The following is a 26,664-nucleotide window of genomic DNA, read 5'->3' on the forward strand; positions in this document are numbered from 1 at the left end:
ATTCGCATCAAGGTCGAGCGAATCTATTTTTTAGCTACGTTGCTTGTAAAGTTAATATCAATTGAATGGTTTTTAGAACGGCACTATCACGGTTATAGCCAGTAATAAACTTAGCTTTCGCTTTCGTTTCTTCAAAAGCATTACGCATGGCAAAACTGTATTGGGCTTGTTCTAATAGTTCAATATCATTATAACCATCGCCAAATGCCATAGTTTCCTGAGCCGTTACTTTAAGCATTTCTTGTAATTTCTTGATAGTAGTACCTTTATGCACATCATAATCAGTGATATCAATCCAAGTTGCCTCTGATACAACAATATACACCTTATCCTCATAAGGGGTTAAATGCAAACGCGTTTGTGGGCATTGCCCCGTTTCATCATAGACCGTGATTTTAATAAAATCATCGGAAATTGAACTGAGTTCATCAACTTCAATAATAGCAGCATAAGATCCACGAACTTTTTGTTTCAATCTTACTGGTAAATCGGAACGAATCACTGCCCCTTTTGCTGTACAGGCAATGATGACATGATCGGTACTGACTTGTTCCAATGTTTTGATAATACGTTGTCCTACCTCATTGGGTAAAAAAGAACGATAGATAAATTCTCCATTAAATTTAATTGCTGTAGCACTGTCACCAACGATCCAAATCCGTTTACTCTCATCACCAAACAACTCTTCTACCCGCTCACACTGTTTGCCTGTACAAGCAACAAAATGGACATTCTCATTTGTCATTTGTGCATAAACTTTTGCAAACAGTTCACGATCATAATCGCCTTGTTCGTTTAAAAAAGTTCCGTCTAAATCACTGATAATTAATTTAATCATTTATTTTTCCTCTCACTCACTAATGGATATTTTATTAATATGATTTAGTATGATGCTTTATGATTGATTTAGCAATATTTTATTACTTTCTGTTGTTGATTTTTATTTTATCTTAACGTAATTTAAAGCCAAGTGTTGAATATAATGTTACATTATAAGTTAATGGATAATATCAACATTAATAAATTTTACCTAGTTCATTAAAAGAAGATTAAAGATTTAATTTTAGTCATAAATAAAGAAAATGCATCAACATCGAGCATGTTAATTAGGTGAAATCCCTATCAATAATGAATGAACGGTATTACAGAAAAGATCCTATTCTTCTTAACTGTAATTGCTTTTATGACCCATTAATGGAATTAAGTAGAAAGATTGATGATTGAATTCTGACATTAGACAGTAATTTAAAATAGATGGGACATCAGTTTGCACTCTCTGAAAATAACCGATTAAAAACATATTGTTTTGTATCATTTAATCGATGAAGATAAGTAATAAAAAAGCCTGAAAACATATTGTTTTCAGGCTTTTAATTTAAAAAATTAGGATATTACGATTGTTTGGCTTCAATGTTATCACCCACTAATTCCAAATGAATGGTTTTACCTGGCACAAGTTTACCTGATAAGATTTGTTGTGCTAATGGGTTTTCAATCTCTTGTTGAATTGCACGTTTTAATGGTCTTGCTCCATAAATTGGGTCAAAACCAACTTTGGCAAGTTGCTCCAACGCTGCATCAGAGATGTCCAATTGATAACCGCGTTCATCCAAACGTTTTTCCACATGAGCCAATTGAATTCTGGCTATTGCTTTGATATTTTCTTGACCAAGTGGATGGAATACCACAGTTTCATCAATACGATTGATAAATTCTGGTCTAAAGTGTTTCGTTACCACAGTCATTACTAACGCTTTCATCTCATCATAACTTAATTCAACATGACCTTGTATCAAGTCTGAACCTAAATTAGATGTCATAATAATCACTGTGTTTCGGAAATCAACGGTACGCCCTTGTCCATCGGTTAAGCGTCCATCATCCAATACTTGTAATAAAATATTAAAGACATCCGGATGTGCTTTTTCCACTTCATCCAATAAAATGACGGAATAAGGACGACGTCGCACTGCTTCAGTCAAATAACCGCCTTCTTCATACCCTACATAACCCGGAGGTGCACCAATTAAACGTGCCACTGAGTGTTTTTCCATAAATTCAGACATATCGATTCTGACCATGGCATCTTCGCTATCAAACATAAAGTTAGCCAAAGCTTTACAAAGTTCGGTTTTACCTACACCCGTTGGTCCCAAAAATAAGAAAGAACCAATTGGTTTGTTTGGATCAGAAAGTCCTGCTCGACTACGACGAATCGCATTAGCTACCGCAACTACGGCTTCTTCTTGACCTATCACACGTTTATGTAACGCATCTTCCATATGCAATAATTTATCTTTTTCACTTTCCAGCATTCTTGAAACAGGAATACCCGTAGCTTTAGATAAAACTTCGGCAATTTCGTTATCGGTAACTTTATTACGCAATAACCTCATGGTTTTGCCTTCTAGCTGTGTTGCCGATGCCAGTTTTTTCTCAAGTTCGGGGATTTTGCCATATTGAAGCTCCGACATTTTATTGAGATCACCAGCACGTCGAGCTTGTTCTATTTCAGTGCGTGCTTTTTCCAACTCTGCTTTGATTGTCTGAGTACCCGAAACAGCAGCCTTCTCTGACTTCCACTCTTCTTCAAGTGACGCATACTCTTTTTCTTTCTCAGAAAGTTCATCATTTAGCATCTCAAGTCGTTTCTTACTCGCATCATCAGACTCTTTCTTAAGCGCTTGTTGCTCAAGTTTCAACTGAATAATACGGCGTTCAAGTCTATCTAATGATTCCGGTTTTGAATCCATTTGCATACGTATACTTGACGCAGCTTCATCAATTAAATCTATGGCCTTATCTGGAAGCATACGATCGGAAATATAACGATGCGATAACGTAGCAGCAGCCACAATTGCGGGATCCGTGATTTGGACATGGTGATGCAATTCATAACGCTCTTTCAAACCACGCAATATAGCAATCGTATCTTCAACAGTAGGTTCAGCCACATACACTTTTTGGAATCGACGTTCTAAAGCGGGATCTTTTTCAATATATTGACGATACTCATCTAACGTTGTAGCACCAACACAATGTAATTCACCGCGGGCTAATGCGGGTTTTAACATATTACCTGCATCCATTGCCCCATCGCTTTTACCTGCACCAACCATGGTATGGATTTCATCAATGAATAAAATAATGCGCCCTTCTTCTTTGGCTAAATCTTTTAAAACGGCTTTTAAACGTTCTTCAAATTCACCGCGATATTTTGCGCCAGCAATTAACGCCCCCATATCTAAAGACAGTACTCGTTTATTCCGTAATCCCTCAGGCACTTCACGATTAACAATGCGTTGCGCAAGTCCTTCAACAATGGCTGTTTTACCCACACCTGGTTCACCAATTAACACTGGATTGTTTTTAGTACGACGTTGTAATACTTGGATTGTACGGCGAATTTCTTCATCACGCCCAATGACTGGATCAAGCTTACCTTGTTCAGCACGCTCGGTTAAATCAATGGTATATTTTTTCAACGCACCACGTTGATCTTCGGCATTAGCATCGTTCACGTTATCACTTCCTCTTATTTGACTTACTGCCTGATTCAATCTTTCTTTGGTCACACCGGCTTTTTTAAGAATATCACCTAAACTGCCTTTTTCTTCTAACGCTGCTAATATAAAGAGTTCGGATGAGATATAACTGTCGCCATTTTTTTGCGCTAACTTGTCACAAAGATTGAATACACGTACAAAATCTTGAGATGGAATGACTTCTCCTCCCACACCTTGTACTTGTGGCAATCGATCAATTGCTTGATTGAGTTCTTGTTGTAACATTGTCACATTTGCCCCCGCTGCTGCCAGTAACGGCTTGATACTGCTGCCTTCTTGATTCAGCATGGCGGTTAAAACATGAACAGGCTCAATATACTGATTATCTTTACCTAATGCTAATGATTGTGCATCAGCTAAAGCTTGTTGAAACTTATTAGTGAGTTTATCTAACCTCATATTAATTATCTCCTGAGCAATAGATTTGGCTTAAATGCTTTAAGCAGATAAACCATTTGCATGGTTACTAAATGAGTGTGGAAAGATAAATTTCAAGAGTTTTTTATGAAATTTTTTACAAAAAATCGACAATAAAATGAATTTATATTCAGTTACTGAAATAAGCAAAATATAAATGTTCAATTTTACAACATTAGTGTAATGAATATTGCTCGTAATAACAATTGTAAGATGACATTTAGCCGCTAATCGATTATATTAGCCGCTCTATTTTGTTAGATGGTCTAACCGTGGTTCGTGATCCATCCCACGAAAAAAAACTAGGAATAATACATGTTCAAAATTGCTAAAGAATTTCAATTCGATGCTTGTCATATGTTAGACGGGCACAACAAAAAATGTCATAACCTTCACGGACATACTTATCGCTTATTGGTCGAAATTAAAGGTGATCTGATAGCTACGGGTTCCAGTGCAGATATGGTCATGGATTACGCTGATTTAAAAGCGATTGTTAAACAGCACATTGTGGATCCGCTTGATCATGCTTACCTTTATAATCAAAATAATGCTAATGAATGCCGTATCGCTTCACTATTGCAAGAGATGGATCGAAAAATTTTTGCCTTTCCTTGTCGCACCACTGCCGAAGGGATGAGTAAATTTATTTTTGATTGCCTGTCACAATACTTACCTATCTCGATGATCAAACTTTGGGAAACCCCCACATCTTACTGTGAGTACCATCGGAGCGAAAAATGACGGAATTTCGTATTGTTGAAATCTTCGAATCATTACAAGGCGAAGGTTATAATACAGGCATGCCTGCCATTTTTATTCGTTTTGCTGGGTGTAATTTAAATTGCGTTTGGTGTGATACTAATTTTCGCCGATTTACCCGTTTTACACGAGATCAGTTATTGACTAAAGTGAAACAATATACCAGCAAAAACATCATTATTACTGGGGGTGAACCAACGATGGTTACCGCCCTACCAGAATTACTTTTCCCCCTAAAACAAGCCGGCTACTTTGTTGCTATTGAAAGTAATGGGTTAGGTAAAGTCGATCCTTTAATTGACTATATCGCCCTTAGCCCTAAATTTTGTTATCAAGCACGATACCAAAAAATCGCTCAACCGACTGCAAACGAAGTGCGAATTGTTGCTGAAAATCATGCAGACTTTCTCCCTTTTTGCCAATATATCGAACACCAGATTCAAGCCAAACGATATTATCTATCTCCTTGCGAAAAAAAGGGTGAATTTAATATGCTTGAAACAATTGAATTACTTGGCAAAATCAACCAAAACCGCATCGACAACAAATGGTTACTAAGCATTCAAACGCATAAGTTTGCTCATATTGAGTAATCGTTTAATTCTTTGCTATTAGTTAACTGAATAAAAAACAGATTTAGGCACTAAAATTTAATCAGTCAGCTCTACTGTTCAGCGCTATTTAATTTGGTAATGATGATGTTTTATCAAATTTTAGTAAGTTTGTTTTGTCATTCACCTTATTCATTCCGCTAATGTCAATAAGGCGTTTGACTTGCCAAATGATGAGTGTTGGTAAGGTAATAATGCTGATGAAAAAATTCTTGATTAGATAGTCCGCTCTCAATACTACTTAAACATAAATTGAATTTGAATCGACTAATTTTATGTTTATCTTGTAAAAAAGATTTAGGAGTGTATACCATTACAATTTTTCGCTTATTTACGTTGAACAACAAAGTACCCCTCTTAACCCAAAAGGAAGGTGACAATAAAAAGTCATTTTTTTATCATGATTTATCCATCACCAATCCCCATTGAGATAACATCATGACACATCCCCACGTTACCAGAGCTTCCCCCCCTCCCTCTCAATTCGTACTTAATCGTTCAATGTAAGACAAAAAAACAACGAAACGGCATACACTCCTAAATATTTTTTACAAAGCACATTATCACTTATTCATAAAACTCGACTTTCAAAGAATCATTACCCTTACCTTTAAACCACACGAAAATTTCATTGATTGGCTTATCTTAATGGTCGGTAAAACCCATTTTTTATCACTTTGCGTCCGTTATTTTGCCAAACGGTTTGAGGAAAGAGCGATGTTTCAGTATAAATGTTAACTCCACGATAAAACTTATCAACATTCTGTGCAAAAGACTAATAAAACAATCAGCCAAAGCCAAATCTGTTAATCCTTTTTTGATCAGGTTTAGACGACAGATTGTTACAAGAGTTTCAGTTATTTATGAATAATATCATTAAGTTATCCAGCTAGTTTAAAATTAAAGTATTTTTCAAAAAAAAGTTGCAAAATACACGAAACCGTGTATTTTATATTCACTCTTCAATGATTTTTTGACGTTAATCAATTCCGGATGTTCAATGATGTTGATATCTAAAAAATAATCAAATTGCAGCAAAGCTAAATCATTACTCATAACAATAGCAACAACAATAACAACAATAATCTATATTTCGTAAGCATGAAATACTAAAAGAGGATAACATGGATAAAGGATTAACCCATCTGATCAATCCATTGGAAAATGGTTTAAGTCATGGTTTAAAACATGGATTAAAGCGCAGTCTGAAGAAAGGCACCGCCCATAATCGCTATACCTTAACTGTCGATGGTCAAAGCGCGCCGATTTCGGTTTTACAGGTTGCCGGCAATGAACAACTCAACCAGCCCTGGCATTACACCATCACCTTTACCAGCCCACATCCACATCTGGATGCGGAATCGTTTCTCAATCAAAAAGCCTGGTTTCGTTTCAATCCTGTTCATGCCGATTTGACCTCTTTGGCATTGGGTGCCTCAGACTTACTGAACGCCAGCACCCCATTTGATGCATTGCACGAATTAAAACCCTCCGAGTCGTCGGTCAATCCTCAAAGCGCGACAGCGCCCTTAAACGGGTTAAAGCAAAACACGCCACTCAATTCATTGAACGCCTTATTCTCACAAGGTGCATCACGTACGCTCTATGGCGTGATAACCACATTTGGACAGTTATCGGTCAGTCACGACGAGGTCCGCTATCAGGTGGTCTTATCCTCACCATTGGCAAGACTGGGGTTAAGTCACAATTATGCCATTTTTCAGAAACAAAGCGTGATAAGTGTGGTTGAAGAAGTGCTGCGCAGTCATGGCTATACGGGGGTGGATTATCGTCTGGAATTAAACCATCACTATCCTGAGCGAGAATTCATCACGCAATGGCAGGAAAGTGACCTGGCATTCATTCAACGACTGCTGGCGGATGTGGGGGTGTATTTCCGGTTTGAAACGCATGGCGAGCATCATTGTGATGTGATGGTCATCAGTGATAACGAGCAGGGGTATGGGCAGGCGTCGGATATCCGTTACCAACCGCCCAGTGGCACCCTGGATGGTGGACGGGAAAGTGTCTGGGACATCACCTTGCGCAGTCAGGTCGTCGAATCCTCGGTTAAGGTGCAGGATTATAACTACCGCGATGCCAACGCCAGTTTCGTTGGTGAAATCAACAGCCAGCCGAAAGACACCACCACTTATGGCACCGATTACCGTTATGATGAGCATTACAAAGGTCTGACCACACACGGTCAGGCAGAGAAAGACGGGGAAGAGGAAGATAACAACAACAATAACAACAATAACAACAATAACGACAATTATCACAATAGCAATAGCAATAGCAATAGCAATGACAATGACAATGACAATGACAATGACAATGACAATGACAATGACAATGACAATGACAATGACAAGAGCCATCATAACAGCAACAATCCTTACGACAATGCGGTGGAAAGTGGTAACTGGTATGCGCGAATACGTCATGAACACGCCATCAGTCAACAAACTATCATCCACGGGAAAAGCAATCATGCCAATCTGACACCGGGTCAACGCATACAGATTAACGGTAGTCCATGGATGGACATTGATGAGGGCGTCATAATATTAAGTGTGGAAGGGCAAGGCAACCGCACCGAAGCTTACGAACTGCGTTTTACCGCCATACCGTATCACGCCTTAAAACCTTACCGACCGGCACCGCTGCCGGCGCCGACGGTGCACGGCACCCTGCCGGCACGGGTAAGCAGTCCGGATAATGACACTTACGGTTACATTGATACACAGGGTCGTTATCGGGTTAAATTTAACTTTGACTTAAAAGCGTGGAAAAACGGGGAAGAGAGCCTATGGTTAAGACTGGCCAGACCGTATGCCGGCAGCACCTATGGCATTCACTTTCCGCTCATTGACGGCACGCAAGTGGCGGTCGCCTTCACCAACGGCAATCCGGACCGACCGTATATCGCCCATGCCCTGCACGACAGTGCGCACCCTGACCTGGTGACCACGATAAACAAACACCGCAATGTGATTCGCACCCCCACCAATAACAAACTGCGCATGGAAGACAAACGGGGGCAGGAGCACATCAAGCTGGCGACCGAATACGGCAAAACGCAACTCAATCTGGGACACTTAGTCAACCAAAAAAAAGCGTTACGGGGCGAAGGGTTTGAACTGCGCACCGATGAATGGGGGGCGATAGCGGCTGAAAAAGGTTTATACCTGACGACACAAACCGAGCCCAAAGCGCAAGGTCAGCAACTGGATATGCAAGGCGCCATTACCCAGCTGGAAAATGCCTTATCGATAGCCAAAGCGCTGCAACAGGCTGCCAATCAATGTGACGCACACGGTGCTGACACCGCCAGTCAGGACCAGCTTAAAGCAGCGTTAACGACGCTCACTGAAAGTGGCATCTTAGCTTATGCACAGGCAGGCATTGCGTTAACCAGTCCGGAAAATATCCAACTGTCCTCGAGTAACAGTATTTCCTTAACCAGTGAACACCAAACCGACATCCATGCCCTGAAAAACATCACAGTCACATCCGATGAAGCCATAGGCTTATTTGCCCATAAATCGGGCATGAAACTGTTGGCCAATCAGGGGGAAATCAACCTGCAAGCGCAAAATGCCAACCTGAATATGGCGGCTCAACAAGATATCCACATCGACAGTGTGGACAGCAAAATGACGTTAACCGCCAGTAAAAAAATCACCTTAATGTGTGGTGGTTCGTATATCAAAATCAGCCGTGAGGGCATTGAGCTGGGCACAGCGGATAATGTGTATATAAAAAGCAATGCTCTGCAAAAAATGGGACCGGCGACGTTAAATTATGATCCAATCGATGTTCCTGCTTTATATACTGCACAAGATAGGCAAGAAGGCATCACACTGATGCTTGAAACTGAAGATGGTTACCCAATCCCAATGACCAAATATGTGGTACGCTTTAAAAATGGCGAATTACGACAAGGAAAATTGGATCGCGAAGGAAAAGCCGTTTTAAAAAACGTCCCTATAGGCATGGAATATGCCTGTTCGTATCCGGATGTAGACGATATATTAGCCAAAGCCAATGCCCAGCGGTTACATAAAGCAATCGAAATTGGCAATGCGGGGAAAATCATTAACTACTTAAGCTATGCCGAAGAAATCGTCGCAAAAACGATTAAAGTCTATAAACAGATCTATCACAACGATCCAGTAGAAAATATTAAAAAATCAATTGGACCTTATAACCAACAGAAAGATTTAATTCATTTTCTTATACGCAAAGCGAATCAAAAAAATAATAATAAAAAATATTAGGATTTAAAACAATGGATACTGAAGATTATGTTATTGTTGCCAAACCAGCCTTAAGGTTTGTCACACCCAATAGAAAAATATCTTTTTTTTTAAAGAAGTTTAATCCGAAAGCGACAGAGGTCGAACATTTAATTGTGCAATGGCACTGTGTAAATCACAGCGATGAAGATAAAGAAAAACAACACATTATTTATGGACCTAAAACCTCAGAATGGTTGGGGACTGAATGGATTTATCAAGGTACACATACTGTAGTGTGTACGGTAAAAAAGAGTTTAGGTGATAAAAATCCGAAAACTTTTCTTTACGTACAAAATGTGATAAGTCATGAAGAATGCTTAAGTTATGACACGGGTTCATTTGATGAAACAGAAAATCCATTCAGTGTGTTCCATAACTTAAAAAAACAAATTGCATTAATTCGATCCCTTGAATCAAAAAGCCAGCTAAATCAAGAAGAAAACAGCAAATATCAAGAACGTATGACCAATATGGACACTTACCGTGACAAATTAGAATATTTGCTAAAAAAAATACCCGATAGTCATAAAGATAATTTCAATATCGTTAGTGCCAGACACTACTCATATCAATACCCTGATAGCAACTCAATCCTGTTACAAGTCTGTTATTTTTATAAAGATGACAGTGCTTATCTATTAGATTGGACCAGTCCTGTCCAACAAGGATGGTGCGGCGTATTTATTGGTAAAGGCGATAATGAACAAGCAGCGGTGCTTAATGCTTTAAAACAGTGGCAACGCAATAACCGCTATCCTGAAGGGACCTTAAAATGCCGTTATCTCCGTTCTAACCACCCTACTTTAGAAATCCCTAAATATGATGCTGAAGGACTACTCCAATGGAGTATATACGATCACTATTACTCTGAAGAATATCAATTCACTACCGATGGCGCAACCTGGCTTGATAGCATTTCCAATGCACTGTCTTGGGTGGCAATGTGTGGTGCAATCGTTGCAGGGGCAATATTATTGTTTGTACCAGGCGGACAATTAGGCACAGCGGCACTATGGGGGCTGGCGGCTTCATCAATAGCAGGCATTACAGCTTCGACCATAAATATCGCTCAGCGTTATGATACAGGTTTCAATAACTGGAAAGAAGATGGCTTAGATTCCCTAAGCATTGTGGCCAATTTATTGGGATTAGGTTCAACGGCGGCGTTTACAAAATGGGGACCTTTGTCCTTTTTATCTCAGCAAGCTGGGAATGTGGCTAAAGCCAATACCGTTAAAGCCATGTTAATTGGTCAAGTTGCAGCTGATAGTACGCAGGCTATCATGGTTTCTACCGATGTTGCTTCCGCAATTTATTCTACATTAGACGATAAAACCCTTCCAGCTGATGAAAAACTGTCTCGAGTTCTTCGTTTATTCGCGGCTGGGGTCACCACTGGCGCGTTAACTTACATCAATATCAAAGGGACCAGAGCCAATTTTCATTTTATAAAGGAAGACGCTTCTTTACTTCGACAAATGACCAGAGAAGAGATCGATAATTTCTTAAACGACCCGAAAACCTTCCTTATCGAAAATGGCAACGTAATAGCCAAAGAACCAATTGCAATAACGACACATCGAACCCAAAACGAATCAGCCACCTATCCTAAATCAAGTGTTGCTGTCCAGCAATTGCAAGAGTTTAAATTATTACCGGCGCCAAATGATTACACCCATTCATCAACAACGATTGCACAAAATATCTTATTCCCCCATCCAAATTATTTACGCTTTTTAACGCAACAATATCAACCTGAAATTTTTTTAAAATATGAACTCAATCTACACGTTAACTTCAACAATGGTTTTGAAGCAACAGAACAATCACTTCTCCATTCTTCATCACAAATTATAGCCAGAAATAGCAATGAGCAAGTACATAAAACCATCGCTAATACAATGGTCAAAGAAGAAAGATACCTGAATAATATTGCGGCGTTTCAAGCAATGGCTCGGGCAAGGAATTGGGATGAGGATGTTTGGAAGAAATTAAAAGCAATTTCGCGAGCAACGTGTGAAATTAAGGGAATCACATTTCATAATACAACCGAGTTCGGTAATTTACCGTTTGATTTAAATGCCGCGAAAAAAATAGGAGTGGTGGTTGAAGCTGGGGAATTTACAAACGGCTCAGCACCAATTAAAGTGACTGATATAGACAGATACATCGCAACACTAAATGGATATTACCCTAGTGAAATGGATAAATTAACTGAAGGGTGGATAAGAAGCTATATCGTTAAACATAATGACCGTTTACAAAACTTTAATGGTATGCCCGGCGCCCATGCTGAAGTGGTAGCGGTGGATGATGTATTAAAACAGCTGCGCGCACAAAAATTAGATCCAGAGAAATATTTAACCGATATTGATGTCTACACCCTTAAAACCAATCGACCGAGCAAAGAGGATTTTTTAAGTGAATTTGTAGCCTGTGCTAATTGTAGTGGTATATTGGATCCCCGAATTAACATTCATACAGGACGAAAAGGAGAATAAAATGAACACAACAAACACGATAAAAGTCGTTAACCAACCTGTACGGGTGGAATTAAGTCATTTACAAATCATTCAGGGTGTTTATTTTTTAAATGATGTCCTATTTACCGGTTTGGCTTATGACCACCGGCAACAAAAGTTGTTTAAAGTCTATCAAATTACCGAAGGCAAAATTACCGCTGAGCAGGATTTTGGTTTTTTTAAACAACATTATGAAATAAAAATTGATTATAGTGTGATTGATGATGAGCATGATTTTGAAAACCCTGTCTATTACCAAGGAAAACTTTTTACCGGTATCACCAATGGATATCGTAATGGTTTTGTCAGTTCAGAGTTATTATGGAACGATGGTTATGTTGTAGAGATGATGAGTTGGTATGCCGATGGGTCGGGATTAATACGTCGTTATGAAACCATATATGATGACAATCAATGTAAATTCGAATGGAATTATAAGCAGCTTATGAATATAAACTGCCGAAAAAAAAATGCGAATTCACTGACGCGTTTTACGCTCGAAATCAATGACCAGAACCAAATTAAGTCGTGCCTTTTAAGTGCTAACGATATGGCGTGCTTAGATAAGTTGATTTCGCGTGATGATATCCCGTTACCCGCCAACAGTTTAAGTGGATTGCTGGCTGATTATCCCTTGGCGGAGGAGATTTCGCTGTACGTTTTAAGTGATCATGATTTTATTTATTTTATGCACCATGCTGATTTTCAGTCGATTAAAAAATTAGAGTTATCCACTCAAAATTTATCTTTGCCGGTACTGAATAAATTAATGGATCTACCTAATTTGCAATCTATTTTTTTTAAAGAAAATGGGGTAAGTGACTATCAACTTGCAGACTTGCCAGAAAAAGAAAGAGCAATCAAACAACAACAGTGCGATGAGCGTAATTATGCCCTGTTACAATTATTATTTGCACTACAAGCTCAACAAAATTGTGAAATTAGGCTCGATGCAAGATCTGGATTGCTGTTTTCCTATTCCAAAAAGGAGGGTGAAATATTTGCTGATGTTAATCAAAACGATTTTAATTATCTTTTAAAGATTTTGCCACGAGATAAGATCACCGGATTGTCTTTACGTCAATGTCAATTTCCGATTCCCTTACTAGAAAATCTTGCTCAGTTTACTAATTTAAAAAGATTGTGTATTGAGGAAGGTCTCAGCAATAAAGTTAATGATAATCACGTTGATAATCAAACTCAAAACGGTGCTTACCAACGCCGTGAAGCCCGCAATCAAGCCTTATGGACGCTATTGATCCACCTGCAATCCAAACTGCATTGTGACATCAAACTGATATCCGAAACGTTGCAAGAGTTTGAAAAGCGTTATCAAGGTTAAGCCCTCGAATGCAAGGAATAAAATGAACACAACAAACACGATAAAAGTCGTTAACCAACCTGTACGGGTGGAATTAAGTCATTTACAAATCATTCAGGGTGTTTATTTTTTAAATGATGTCCTATTTACCGGTTTGGCTTATGACCACCGGCAACAAAAGTTGTTTAAAGTCTATCAAATTACCGAAGGCAAAATTACCGCTGAGCAGGATTTTGGTTTTTTTAAACAACATTATGAAATAAAAATTGATTATAGTGTGATTGATGATGAGCATGATTTTGAAAACCCTGTCTATTACCAAGGAAAACTTTTTACCGGTATCACCAATGGATATCGTAATGGTTTTGTCAGTTCAGAGTTATTATGGAACGATGGTTATGTTGTAGAGATGATGAGTTGGTATGCCGATGGGTCGGGATTAATACGTCGTTATGAAACCATATATGATGACAATCAATGTAAATTCGAATGGAATTATAAGCAGCTTATGAATATAAACTGCCGAAAAAAAAATGCGAATTCACTGACGCGTTTTACGCTCGAAATCAATGACCAGAACCAAATTAAGTCGTGCCTTTTAAGTGCTAACGATATGGCGTGCTTAGATAAGTTGATTTCGCGTGATGATATCCCGTTACCCGCCAACAGTTTAAGTGGATTGCTGGCTGATTATCCCTTGGCGGAGGAGATTTCGCTGTACGTTTTAAGTGATCATGATTTTATTTATTTTATGCACCATGCTGATTTTCAGTCGATTAAAAAATTAGAGTTATCCACTCAAAATTTATCTTTGCCGGTACTGAATAAATTAATGGATCTACCTAATTTGCAATCTATTTTTTTTAAAGAAAATGGGGTAAGTGACTATCAACTTGCAGACTTGCCAGAAAAAGAAAGAGCAATCAAACAACAACAGTGCGATGAGCGTAATTATGCCCTGTTACAATTATTATTTGCACTACAAGCTCAACAAAATTGTGACATTAGATTTTATGCAAATTCAGGTATTGTGTTTTTCTATTTTAAACAAGATGGCAAAATAATTGCCGATGTCAATCAAAACGACTTTAACTTTCTTTTCAATGCGTTACCGCTTGAGCAAATTACTGAACTTGAGTTACGGCAACATAATTTGCCTGTTGAGTTACTGGCAAAACTGGCACAATTGAGTCATTTAAAAAAATTATCGATCAAAGAAAAAAAAGAGTTCAGAGCTGACCCCCAACCAACTGATAATCAAACTCAAAACGGTGCTTACCAACGCCGTGAAGCCCGCAATCAAGCCTTATGGACGCTATTAATCCACCTGCAATCCAAACTGCATTGTGACATCAAACTGATATCCGAAACGTTGCAAGAGTTTGAAAAGCGTTATCAAGGTTAAGCCCTCGAATGCAAGGAATAAAATGAACACAACAAACACGATAAAAGTCGTTAACCAACCTGTACGGGTGGAATTAAGTCATTTACAAATCATTCAGGGCGTTTATTTTTTAAATGATGTCCTATTTACCGGCTTGGCTTATGACCACCGGCAACAAAAACTGTTTAAAGTCTATCAAATTACCGAAGGAAAAATTACCGCTGAGCAGGATTTTGGGTTTTTCAAACATGCCCATCCGGTAAAAATTGATTATGATGTAGTTATCGATGAGTATGAAAACGGGGATCCACTGTACTATCATGGTAAACTGTTTAATGGTGTTACTTATGAATATAAAGATGGTTTTGTTTTTTCCGAGGCATTATGGAATGATGGTTATTCGGTAGAAACGATCGGATGGTTTCCTGATGGCTCGGGATTAATATATCTTTATGAAACCAATTATCATAACGATAAATGTAAATTCGAATGGAATTATAAACAACTTGTTAACATTGATTGCAGAAAAGGAGATGTCAATAAAGAAATAAGTTTTACAATAAAAATCAATGATAAAAATCAAATTAAGTCGTATGTTTTAAGTGCTGACAATATGGCGTGCTTAGATAAGTTGATTTCGCGTGATGATATCCCGTTACCCGCCAACAGTTTAAGTGGATTGCTAGCTGATTATCCCTTAGCGGAGGAGATTTTTTTGAACATTTTTAGTGATCATGATTTTAATTATTTTATGCACCATGCTGATTTTCGGTCGATTAAAAAATTAAAATTATCCACTCAAAATTTATCTTTGCCGGTACTGAATAAATTAATGGATCTACCCAATTTGCAATCTATTTTTTTGGATGAAGATAGGATAAGTCGCTATCAACTTGCAGACTTGCCAGAAAAAGAAAGAGCAATCAAACAACAACAGTGCGATGAACGTAATCATGCCCTGTTACAATTATTATTTGCACTACAAGCTCAACAAAATTGTGATATCCAGCTTAATTCAAGATCAGGTCTGCTGTTTTTCTATTCCAAACAGAATAGCGAAATAATTGCCGATGTCAATCAAAACGACTTTAACTTTCTTTTCAATGCGTTACCGCTTGAGCAAATTACTGAACTTGAGTTACGGCAACATAATTTGCCTGTTGAGTTACTGGCAAAACTGGCACAATTGAGTCATTTAAAAAAATTATCGATCAAAGAAAAAAAAGAGTTCAGAGCTGACCCCCAACCAACCGATAATCAAACTCAAAACGGTGCTTACCAACGCCGTGAAGCCCGCAATCAAGCCTTATGGACGCTATTAATCCACCTGCAATCCAAACTGCATTGTGACATCAAACTGATATCCGAAACGTTGCAAGAGTTTGAAAAGCGTTATCAAGGTTAAGCTCTCGAATGCAAGGAATAAAATGAACACAACAAACACGATAAAAGTCGTTAACCAACCTGTACGGGTAGAATTAAGTCATTTACAAATCATTCAGGGCGTTTATTTTTTAAATGATGTCCTATTTACCGGATTGGCTTATGACCACCGGCAACAAAAACTGTTTAAAGTCTATCAAATTACCGAAGGCAAAATTACCGCTGAGCAGGATTTTGGGGTTTTTAAACATGCCCAACCGGTAAAAATTGATTATGATGTAGTTATCGATGAGTATGAAAACGGGGATCCACTGTACTATCACGGTAAACTGTTTAATGGTGTTACTTATGAATATAAAGATGGTTTCGTTTTTTCCGAGGCATTATGGAATGATGGTTATTCGGTAGAAACGATCGGATGGTTTCCTGATGGCTCGGGATTAATATATCTTTATGAAACCAATTATCATAACGATAAATGTAAATTCGAATGGAATTATAAGCAGCTTATGAATATAAACTGCCGAAAAAAAAATGCGAATTCACTGACGCGTTTTACACTCGAAATCAATGACCAGAATCAAATTAAGTCGTGCCTTTTAAGTGCTAACGATATGGCGTGCTTAGATAAGTTGATTTCGCGTGATGATATCCCGTTACCCGCCAACAGTTTAAGTGGATTGCTGGCTGATTATCCCTTGGCGAAGGAGATTTCGCTGTCCGTTTTAAGTGATCATGATTTTAATTATTTTATGCACCATGCTGATTTTCAGTCGATTAAAAAATTAGAGTTATCCACTCAAAATTTATCTTTGCCGGTACTGAATAAATTAATGGATCTACCCAATTTGCAATCTATTTTTTTTAAAGAATGCGGGGTAAGTGACTATCAACTTGCAGACTTGCCAGAAAAAGAAAGAGCAATCAAACAACAACAGTGCGATGAACGTAATCATGCCCTGTTACAATTATTATTTGCACTACAAGCTCAACAAAATTGTGACATTAGATTTTATGCAAATTCAGGTATTGTGTTTTTCTATTTCAAACAAGATGGCAAAATAATTGCCGATGTCAATCAAAACGACTTTAACTTTCTTTTCAATGCGTTACCGCTTGAGCAAATTACTGAACTTGAGTTACGGCAACATAATTTGCCTGTTGAGTTACTGGCAAAACTGGCACAATTGAGTCATTTAAAAAAATTATCGATCAAAGAAAAAAAAGAGTTCAGAGCTGACCCCCAACCAACCGATAATCAAACTCAAAACGGTGCTTACCAACGCCGTGAAGCCCGCAATCAAGCCTTATGGACGCTATTGATCCACCTGCAATCCAAACTGCATTGTGACATCAAACTGATATCCGAAACGTTGCAAGAGTTTGAAAAGCGTTATCAAGGTTAAGCCCTCGAATGCAAGGAATAAAATGATAGTGTGAATTTAACTTAATTCGCACCTTCAACACTATTTGGTAAAAGTTGATTTTTAGATAATTAATAAGATAGATTTACTTTTGATTGGTTCATTATCTCTATCATTAGTTACATACCACCTTAATTATTAAGTTAACAGATTTAATATCAATTAACTTAATCTAGTAACCTTTCCTTTTATCCTTTAAAATAATTTTACGAAAACTGATGAGGTATTTCCTATGCGTTGGAGAGATCAAAGAGAGAGTGATAATATTGAAGATCGCCGCTCACAATATGGAAGCAATTCAGGAATTCGGATCCCAATGAGTGGCAAAGGTCGAGTTGTTTTATTTATTTTGGTACTAGTCGCTGGTTATTATGGTGTTGATTTGACTGGATTACTTAATTCAGATCTAATTGAAACGGATAATTCCTCACTAAACTCAAATGAATATTCAATTAATGATGAGGATGCGGCTAAATTTACATCCGTCATTTTAGCAAGTACTGAAGATTACTGGCAACAAGCGTTTAATCGTTTAGGTAGAACATATACCCCTCCCAAATTAGTCTTATATACAGGTTCAACAAGCACATCGTGTGGCGTTGGTCAAACGTTTATGGGACCATTTTATTGTAGTGTTGATAAAACCGTGTATTTAGATATTTCATTTTACCAAGAGATGAAACGGCAACTTGGTGGTGGTGGTGACTTTGCACAAGGTTATGTCATAGCACATGAAATTGGTCATCATGTGCAAAATTTGCTCGGCGTATTCAATAAAATCGAACAATTAAAACAGGGGCAATCTGAAGTTTTTGTTAATCATTTATCGGTTAAATTAGAGCTACAGGCCGATTGCTTTGCCGGATTGTGGGGGCACGCAATGCAACAAAAAAATATTTTGGACGTTGGTGATATTGAACAAGCTTTAAAAACTGCTGAAGCTATTGGTGATGATCGCTTACAACGTCAAAGTAAGGGGTATGTTGTACCAGACAGTTTTACACATGGAAGCTCCAAGCAACGTTATACTTGGTTTAAACGAGGTTTCGATAGTGATGATATCAATCAATGTAATACTTTTGCCGAATAAGGAAATAAAAAATGTTTCATAAAGTAATAAAACGCGTTTTGTTAATTAATGATGATGGTATTGATGCATCAGGCATTAAAATTTTAAAGGATGTGGCGAATAAAATTGCTCATGAAGTTTGGGTAGTCGCACCCGCGATTGATCAAAGTGGCGTATCTTGTTCAGTCAGTTTAAAAACACCATTTCGAGTGGCACAGCGTAATGAACGAGAATACGCGGTTTATGGTACCCCTGCTGATTGTTCGTTATTTGCTATTAAACATTTATTGGTCAATAATTTACCCGATTTGGTGTTATCAGGTATTAATAACGGTTCGAATGTGGGATTTGAAACAGTTTTATCTGGTACCGTTGGCGGTGCTATGATGGCAACAGTTTTAGGCATACCATCAATAGCCTTAAGCCAATACTCTACTGAAGATCACCAACCAACGGTCTGGGATTGTGCTACGCATCATGCTGAATCGGTCATTCGTAAACTGTTGTCGTTATCTATCCCGAAAAAGGTCTGTTTTAATGTTAATTTTCCTGCTTGCGATCCTCACCAAATTAGAGGATTAAAAATTACTAAGCAAGGTGAATGTGATGTAAGTCGTTTTGTGGTGGCACCGACTCAAGATCCTGAAGGTCATGATTATTATTGGTTTAGAGCCAAGCGTAATCAGCAGGTTTTTGATGATGATAATAAAGAGTTAGATGCTGCTAATAATCATTTTATCGCTATTACACCGCTTGGTTATGAAAGAACAGATTATGTTTTCTATGAAAAGTTGTTAGCTAAATTTGAGTGATAATGGTTGATTGTGAAGTCGTCTTCCAATATTTTGGAAGACGAATGAGTAAAGGTTAATCGGTTAGTGATTAACTATCTTTAGTTTTTTCATTTTTAACCAGTGCACAAAACAGTAATGATATTGCAACCATCACTAGCGCTATCCAATAGATAACTTCATGCCCATAGGCTTGAGAAACAAACCCCTGCAACATACCTGCCAGTATAACGCTAAAAATAATCCCATTATTAAAGAGTGTTGAGGCAACACCCATTCTGGTTGGCAACAGATCCTGAAAGTAGATAATGCCAATATTTGCTACAATTCCTATAAATACTGCGTTAAACAACTGTAGCGCCAATAAAGCAACTTTGCCAGTACAAAAAATCATACCAATATAAAAAATGAATCCACTTGTAATGGCAATAAAAAATAAATTTCGTTTGCCCAAATAAGGCACTAAAAATCCTGCAATGAGCATCACGGGGATTTCAATACCAGCAGCCAATCCCATTAAAATACCGGGTAAAGAGTCGGGAAGATGTAAAACGAGATCAACGTAGAGTGGCATGTCGATAATGTACATCATGTTAGCCGTCCACATAAATACCGTGGATAATAATAAACAAACCACATTCCAATTTTTCCAAAGTGGTACATTGGTCGCTTGTAAATCTGCTGCGCTGCTGAGTTGTGAGGTAGGATTTTTTTCGACCGATGGTAAGAATATCGCAACACATAACATCGCTATTATAAACATGGACATTGCAGTTAAATACATGACAGTAAAGCCAAACCCTAAAGCTAAACCGAATGATATTGGCGGACCAAATACCCATGCCAATGATAACTGAGCACGTATTAATGAGTTAAAAGCAACCACATTACGCCCTGATTTTACTGCATATTCACGTGCTAGAGCAAAAATTTGTGGCATGGCAGCCGATGATAATGCGGCAAAGAGAACACCTAGCGTGATCAATATAAAATAGTGACGCGTAAAAGCAAAAGTAACACTATTGGCAACGCCCATTAAACAGCAAAATATAACAATATAGCGCCTATCCCCTTTTTTGTCAGAATATTTTGCTAATAGAAAACTACCAACAATGCTTGCTAAAGCATTTATCGAGAAGAACAACCCGACTAAATGGGAATTGACATTCACTTCAAATGTTAAGAAACGACTTAATGTAGGGGATTGCAAAGCGCCTGCAATACCGACAATAAAGGTCGTAATTAGAAAGGCCAAAAAGACAATACTCTGTTTTTGACGAAAGGATGAAGCTTTAGACATAAACTTTCTCTATCATTTTATTTTGTACAATTATAAACATAAAAAAGAACGGTATACAGTGAAAGAAAGAAATAAAATGGATAACTTTGAGATTTAATTTTTAGCTTATCTTGTACTCAATATTTAAGATCTACCCCAGCAATGAAATAAAAAAAAGATTTCTTTTTATTTTTTTAGGCGTACAATCAAAATCATCCATAAGAAGAGGTAACGTTATGTTATATAATAACAATTATATACAACTCCATCATGAAAATCATGCCCATTGTCATAAGGATTGTCAAAATATTGCCCACAATCATAGACATGATAATCATCATTCCCATGATGCAAATGACAATCACGGTGCAAGCCATGGCTGTGAAAATGAAGGTTCAACGAAAAAAAATGAGATAGAAGATCCTCCGGAAGATCCTGAGCGGAAAAGCCAGAATGTTAAATTAACCTGGAAAATCAATGGTATGGATTGCGCTCATTGTGCAAGTAAAATCGAAAATGCTGTAAAAACACTACCAAATATTCATCAAACCAAAATTATTTTTTCTACTGAAAAGTTAATCGTTTTTGTTCCTAAGCATGATGAAACCGTAATAAAAACGATTGAAGACAAAGTGATAGAATTAGGTTATACCCCGATTTTTGAAACCACACCCAATCAGGCTCATCATCATGAGCATTCTCATAGTTTTGATAAAAAAGCCTTCCTACCATTAGGAATTTTAGGCTCTTTCATTGTGATAAGTTATCTTATTTTATTAGCGAATCACACAGCCGGGGAATATGCTTTTATCATTACTGCAATTGTCGGATTAGTACCGATTTTGAAAGAAGCTTTAATATTAACGCGTAGTGGTACACCATTTGCCATTGAATCATTGATGAGTATATCAGCTTTAGGTGCGCTTTTCATTGGCGCTGCTGAAGAAGCCACCATGGTACTTTTTTTGTTTATGATAGGTGAAATGTTAGAAGGCTTTGCAACCAGTAAAGCTAAAAAAGGGATTTCATCACTTGCGCATTTAATGCCTCAAGAAACGGTGCTCATTATTGATGGTAAAAGAAAAACCGTTGCAAGTCATAGTTTGAAACCTGACGATATTATCGAAATTTCATCAGGAGGACGACTACCTGCTGACGTGATTTTAATGAGTGAACAGGCCAGCATTGATGAAAGTGCCTTAACAGGTGAATCCATTCCGGTCAATTATCTATCCGGGGATAAAATTTTGGCAGGATCGCTGGTTGTTGATAATACCATTAAACTTAAAGTCATTTCGCAATCTGGACAAAATGCCGTAGATCGCATTTTACAATTAATTGAAGATGCTGAAGAACGTAAAGCACCCATTGAGCGATTTATTGATAAATTTAGCCGCTACTATACCCCAGCTATCGCCGTGTTTGCATTGTTGGTGATTGTCATTCCTCCCCTACTACTTAATCAAGATTGGTATACTTGGGTATATCGAGGATTGACGTTATTATTAATTGGTTGTCCTTGTGCATTGGTAATTTCAACGCCGGCCGTCATCACATCTGCCCTATCCAATGCGGCCAAGCAAGGTGTATTAATTAAAGGTGGAGCGGCTTTGGAACATATTGGTTCAATCAAAATGGTGGCATTTGATAAGACTGGAACCCTAACCGAAGGCAAGCCAAAAGTCACCGATGTCATAGCTCAATCTGTTACCTCACAACAATTACTGACCCTTGCGGCGGCAATTGAAAGCGGTTCGCATCATCCTTTAGCAAAAGCCATCGTTGATTATGCAATCCAACATCAGATTGAAGTAAGTGAGGCGAGTGATCGTAAAGCCATTGCGGGAGTAGGGATTGAAGGCAATATCGATAATCAAACTTATTATATTGTTGCACCCAATAAAGTAACCGTGGTATCCGAACCATTAAATGATGAAGATGCGCAAAAAATCCATCAACTTGAAAGCACAGGTAAAACCGTAGTGGTGGTTGTGACACAACAGAACTTAGTAGGAATGATCGCCTTGCAAGATGTGTTACGTGCTGATTCCATGACTGCAATAAAAGCTCTTGATGATCTGGGTCTTAAAACCTTAATGCTTACTGGTGATAATCAACGTGCGGCAAAAGCCATTGCAAACGAATTGGGAATTGATTATCGTGCAGAGTTATTACCAGCAGACAAACTGATCGAAATTGAAAAAATTCGTAACATGACTTCCATTGCAATGGTTGGGGATGGCATCAACGATTCACCTGCAATGAAAGCGGCTACAGTGGGCATTGCTATGGGCAGCGGTACCGATGTAGCGTTAGAAGCAGCGGATGCCGCATTAACCAAAAATAGCTTGCTCAGTTTGCCTAATTTAATTTGTTTAACCCGCTTTGCTAACCGTAATATTAAGCAAAATATTACCCTTGCATTGGGTATCAAGTTAGTGTTTTTAATAACAAGTCTATTTGGTTATACTGGATTGTGGTTAGCGGTATTAGCCGATTCCGGAACAACCGCCATTGTGACAGCCAATGCTTTGCGAGTACTAGGTTTTAAAAGTAAAAAAAACAAAATTTAACTCGCTATTTAAAAACTATTCCATGTAATAAATGGAATAGTTTTTTATTGGTTAATCATCACCACGCAATGAGATTTCACCGCCAATATGTGCATAGATTTTTCCATCTTGTTCAAGCATTAAAGCACCTTGCTCATTAATACCTTTAGCAATACCACGGATAATATTATTACCAATAAGCAGCTTTACAGGTCGATTAGCAAAGTTATCTAATCGTTTCCAATCGTTTATAAAAAACGCTAGGCCTTGTTTTTCAAATTCAGATAATTTGATATTCAAGTTTTTGACAATGCACGCAACAAGTAAATTACGATCAACCTTTCCTAAATTCGCCCATTTTTGGTTTACAATATTAGGATCTGGATTATTCATCATTAAGTTGATGCCAATACCAATTACTGCATGTGCACAATCGCCAGTTTTACCTGCTAACTCAATTAATATACCAGCTAATTTTTGGTCGTTAAGATAAAGATCATTAGGCCATTTGACTTTGATATCTTGTCCGGATATCTCTCGTAAAGTATCGGCTATCACAATCCCGACAACTAAGCTCAATCCCATTGCAGCAGCTACGCCCTGCTCTAACTGCCAATACATAGAAAAATAAAGGTTAGAACCAAATGGTGAAAACCATTTACGCCCACGTCGACCGCGCGCTTTAGATTGAAATTCCGCTACACAACAATCACCCGAGTAAAGTTGCCCAATTTTATCAAGTAAATATTGATTGGTAGAATCAATAATAGGTAAAATCTCGCAACGACTGTCTGCTTGATAATAATGATCAATTTTAGTTTTTTTAAGTAAATCGATCGGTGCAGTTAAACAGTAACCCTTACCTTGTACCGATGTGAAATCAAGCCCCCATTCGCGCAACACTTTCATATTTTTATTGATTCCAGCGCGAGTTATTCCAAAACCCACTGCAAGTTCTTCCCCTGAATGAAATTCGCCGTCCGCTAAGATTTCAATTAATTTGAGTGCATTTTGGTGACTGCGCATTGATTCCTCTTTTTTTAACTAATAAAGCAATAAAATAAAGTGAGATTATAGCAAAACTGACAAATAAATAAGTATTATTCGTTTTATCCATAACATAAGCAATCGCTGCTGGAGCAATAAGACTACCTAGCGTGTTAGTTAATAACATGGCTTGATTCATCGCTACAATATCTTGCTTTCTTACACACGAACATGCCCATGCCATAGATATAGGATAAATGGTGTAAATTGTTGCTCCTAACAAGATAATGGCTAATGTATCAAACCAATTAAATATCAACAGTACACAAGCAAAAAGCATTAATATGGATTCAAACAATAATACAACTTGTCGACCAAATTTATCGGCACACCAATTAGCCGGCATTTGTGCTATCACTCCTGATAAAATAAGCAAAATCATCCAATTAGCAACTTGAGTGTCGTTATAGCCTAAATGAGAATAATAAGCGGGTAATAAAGAATAGAGCGATCCGATCAACATGCCAGCAATCACACACCCAATCAAACCAATGCGTGAAGGTTTATTCAAAATCATAGGAATGATGTTAAAACTGCTTTTTTTGCGTTTCGGTAATTTATAATGAGTCAGCAAAATGAATAATATTGCCAGACCCATTAATAAAGCAATCACTAGACCAAAATACAACACATTCTGCGGAAAATACTGTAATAGTGCTTGCCCTAACACCGTGCCTAAATAATAAGTGGTTAAATACACCGCTAGCATTTTTCCTCGAGTACGTACGGTTCCTGTTACTAAAATACAACTTTCAATCACCACCCAAGTTACTGCACAGGCAATACCAATAAAAAATCGCCATATTACCCAGCTATAAAAATCCATTGAAAAGCTTAAACCAATAGTCGCAATAGCAAAGATAATACAACTGTAGGTATAGGTATAACGAGCGTTAAATTTACCAATAAACCAATTAGCAAAAATGGTACCAAACAAGTTTCCAGCAAAGTAACTTGAACCGACTAAACCAATTTGCCCTAGTGAAAACTCATTACGCACTAACCATAACGGCACTTGGGTATTGAGTGCCGATAAAGCGATTGTCACAAATAATAAGCTTGTTAATAAAATAGGAAATGAATAAGAATGTTTCATCGTTTTTTACTATATTGTTGTTTAATTATAATTGTTACTTGATTATAAATTATTTTTTGCTACCTAAATGATGGACAATTTAAATTTATAACAGTGTTAGTTATAAAAAGTTATCTACATCAATTTCAGCTGTTTGGCCAATAAAACGAATTTCAGGCGAGAGACTAACCGAAAATTTTCGCAATACGGCATTTCGAACATAACGCGCTAACTCAACCACATCTTGAGCCGTTGCATTATTTTTATTGACTAATACTAGTGCTTGATTTTGATGCACTGCAGCACCACCTAATTGAAATCCTTTTAAACCACATTGATCAATAAGCCAACCCGCAGCGAGTTTGACTTGATTATCTGCTTGGGGATATATTGGCATGGTTGGGTAAATTTCAAGTAGTTTATCGGCAACTCTTTTGTCAACTACTGGATTTTTAAAAAAACTCCCCCCATTTCCTAGCACCTTAGGATCAGGCAGTTTGCTAAGACGGATTTCACAAACTTTATCAAAGATCATCTTAGGGGTAACATTTTTCGGATCAAAGTTACGTAATTCGCCATAGGTTAACACAGGCTGCCACTGTTTAGGTAATTTAATCCCGACATAAATCACCGCATACCCATCTGCATACTGCTGTTTAAAAATACTTTCACGATAACCATATTGACCATCCGTTACCGTAATGATTTTTCCAGTAGCAAGTTCTAATAATTGCACATAATCTGCCACTTTTTGAAACTCAACGCCATAAGCGCCAATATTTTGAATTGGTGCTGAACCTACACAACCTGGAATTAACGCTAAATTTTCAAGCCCCGCGATATTATTCGCAATAGTATGTAATACAAGTTGATGCCAAATTTCGCCCGCACCCACTTTTAAATTCCAGGCTTTTTCGGTTTCGGTAACAGTAATACCGTCAATTCGATTAACAATCACAATTCCTTGAAAATCACAAGTAAAAAGCGTATTACTACCTTCACCAAGCATCATAATTGGTAGATTCTGATGATTATTTTGCCAAACATGCATTAATTGTTCAACCGTAGTTACTGTTACCACTTTTTGAGCATAAACTTCAAGATTAAAGGTATTTGGGATTCTTTGTTTCATTCATTACAACCTTATCAGGGTGGAA

Annotated in this window: 17 protein-coding genes and 1 riboswitch; of the genes, 11 read left to right on the forward strand and 6 right to left on the reverse strand. The window is 37.7% G+C overall.

The window, feature by feature from the left end; translation table 11 throughout:
- Positions 1 to 34: 34 nt before the first annotated feature.
- Together J4T76_RS01000 and clpB are read right to left on the reverse strand one after the other, a co-directional pair.
- Complete coding sequence (locus J4T76_RS01000; RefSeq protein WP_267356080.1) at positions 35 to 838, reverse strand: Cof-type HAD-IIB family hydrolase; 804 nt, start codon at positions 836 to 838, stop codon at positions 35 to 37.
- 553 nt (positions 839 to 1,391) lie between these two features.
- Positions 1,392 to 3,965 carry an ATP-dependent chaperone ClpB gene (gene clpB / locus J4T76_RS01005; protein WP_267341551.1) on the reverse strand — a complete coding sequence of 858 codons (2,574 nt, stop codon included), beginning with the start codon at positions 3,963 to 3,965 and terminating at the stop codon, positions 1,392 to 1,394.
- 284 nt (positions 3,966 to 4,249) lie between these two features.
- Positions 4,250 to 4,295: riboswitch (PreQ1 riboswitch) on the forward strand.
- Positions 4,296 to 4,298: 3 nt separating this feature from the next.
- Here clpB and queD point away from each other — a divergent pair.
- The 10 genes from queD (at position 4,299) to surE (ending at position 19,575) form a co-directional block, all read left to right on the forward strand.
- Positions 4,299 to 4,727 (forward strand): 6-carboxytetrahydropterin synthase QueD, encoded by a 429-nt coding sequence (gene queD / locus J4T76_RS01010; protein ID WP_267341552.1) that lies wholly within the window; start codon positions 4,299 to 4,301, stop codon positions 4,725 to 4,727.
- On the forward strand, positions 4,724 to 5,338 hold the full coding sequence (locus tag J4T76_RS01015; protein ID WP_267341553.1) for a 7-carboxy-7-deazaguanine synthase QueE: 615 nt from the start codon (positions 4,724 to 4,726) through the stop codon (positions 5,336 to 5,338). The genes queD and J4T76_RS01015 overlap by 4 nt, the downstream gene beginning before the upstream one ends.
- 1,142 nt (positions 5,339 to 6,480) lie before the next feature.
- Entirely contained in the window at positions 6,481 to 9,639 is a 3,159-nt protein-coding gene (locus J4T76_RS01020) for a type VI secretion system Vgr family protein (protein WP_274460494.1), read from the forward strand.
- A gap of 11 nt (positions 9,640 to 9,650) precedes the next feature.
- A complete protein-coding gene (locus tag J4T76_RS01025) occupies positions 9,651 to 12,161 on the forward strand; it encodes a YwqJ-related putative deaminase (protein WP_267356275.1) in 2,511 nt (836 codons plus the stop codon).
- 1 nt (position 12,162) lies between these two features.
- A complete protein-coding gene (locus tag J4T76_RS01030) occupies positions 12,163 to 13,524 on the forward strand; it encodes a hypothetical protein (protein ID WP_274460495.1) in 1,362 nt (453 codons plus the stop codon).
- Between the two features lie 22 nt (positions 13,525 to 13,546).
- A complete protein-coding gene (locus J4T76_RS01035) occupies positions 13,547 to 14,908 on the forward strand; it encodes a hypothetical protein (RefSeq protein ID WP_274460496.1) in 1,362 nt (453 codons plus the stop codon).
- Between the two features lie 22 nt (positions 14,909 to 14,930).
- Positions 14,931 to 16,292, forward strand: a complete 1,362-nt coding sequence (locus J4T76_RS01040) for a hypothetical protein (RefSeq protein ID WP_267356138.1) — start codon at positions 14,931 to 14,933, stop codon at positions 16,290 to 16,292.
- Between the two features lie 22 nt (positions 16,293 to 16,314).
- Positions 16,315 to 17,676, forward strand: a complete 1,362-nt coding sequence (locus J4T76_RS01045) for a hypothetical protein (protein ID WP_267356140.1) — start codon at positions 16,315 to 16,317, stop codon at positions 17,674 to 17,676.
- A 250-nt stretch (positions 17,677 to 17,926) separates the two neighbouring features.
- Positions 17,927 to 18,784 carry a KPN_02809 family neutral zinc metallopeptidase gene (gene ypfJ, locus J4T76_RS01050; RefSeq protein WP_267356142.1) on the forward strand — a complete coding sequence of 286 codons (858 nt, stop codon included), beginning with the start codon at positions 17,927 to 17,929 and terminating at the stop codon, positions 18,782 to 18,784.
- A gap of 11 nt (positions 18,785 to 18,795) precedes the next feature.
- Positions 18,796 to 19,575, forward strand: a complete 780-nt coding sequence (gene surE / locus J4T76_RS01055) for a 5'/3'-nucleotidase SurE (RefSeq protein ID WP_267341886.1) — start codon at positions 18,796 to 18,798, stop codon at positions 19,573 to 19,575.
- 70 nt (positions 19,576 to 19,645) lie between these two features.
- On the opposite strand, the gene J4T76_RS01060 is transcribed toward surE, so the two are convergent.
- Entirely contained in the window at positions 19,646 to 20,854 is a 1,209-nt protein-coding gene (locus tag J4T76_RS01060; RefSeq protein ID WP_267341884.1) for an MFS transporter, read from the reverse strand.
- A 215-nt stretch (positions 20,855 to 21,069) separates the two neighbouring features.
- Between J4T76_RS01060 and J4T76_RS01065 the strand changes: the two genes are divergently transcribed.
- Entirely contained in the window at positions 21,070 to 23,406 is a 2,337-nt protein-coding gene (locus J4T76_RS01065) for a zinc/cadmium/mercury/lead-transporting ATPase (protein ID WP_267341883.1), read from the forward strand.
- A gap of 51 nt (positions 23,407 to 23,457) precedes the next feature.
- Here J4T76_RS01065 and birA read toward each other — a convergent pair whose 3' ends face one another.
- From birA to murB, 3 genes are all read right to left on the reverse strand, one after another.
- A complete protein-coding gene (birA, locus tag J4T76_RS01070) occupies positions 23,458 to 24,411 on the reverse strand; it encodes a bifunctional biotin--[acetyl-CoA-carboxylase] ligase/biotin operon repressor BirA (RefSeq protein ID WP_267341881.1) in 954 nt (317 codons plus the stop codon).
- A complete protein-coding gene (locus J4T76_RS01075; RefSeq protein ID WP_267341880.1) occupies positions 24,377 to 25,528 on the reverse strand; it encodes an MFS transporter in 1,152 nt (383 codons plus the stop codon). The genes birA and J4T76_RS01075 overlap by 35 nt, the downstream gene beginning before the upstream one ends.
- Positions 25,529 to 25,628: 100 nt before the next feature.
- On the reverse strand, positions 25,629 to 26,639 hold the full coding sequence (murB, locus tag J4T76_RS01080) for a UDP-N-acetylmuramate dehydrogenase (protein ID WP_267341879.1): 1,011 nt from the start codon (positions 26,637 to 26,639) through the stop codon (positions 25,629 to 25,631).
- Positions 26,640 to 26,664: the final 25 nt, after the last annotated feature.

It is taken from the genome of Gilliamella sp. B3022 (assembly GCF_028751545.1).
Lineage (GTDB): Bacteria > Pseudomonadota > Gammaproteobacteria > Enterobacterales > Orbaceae > Gilliamella.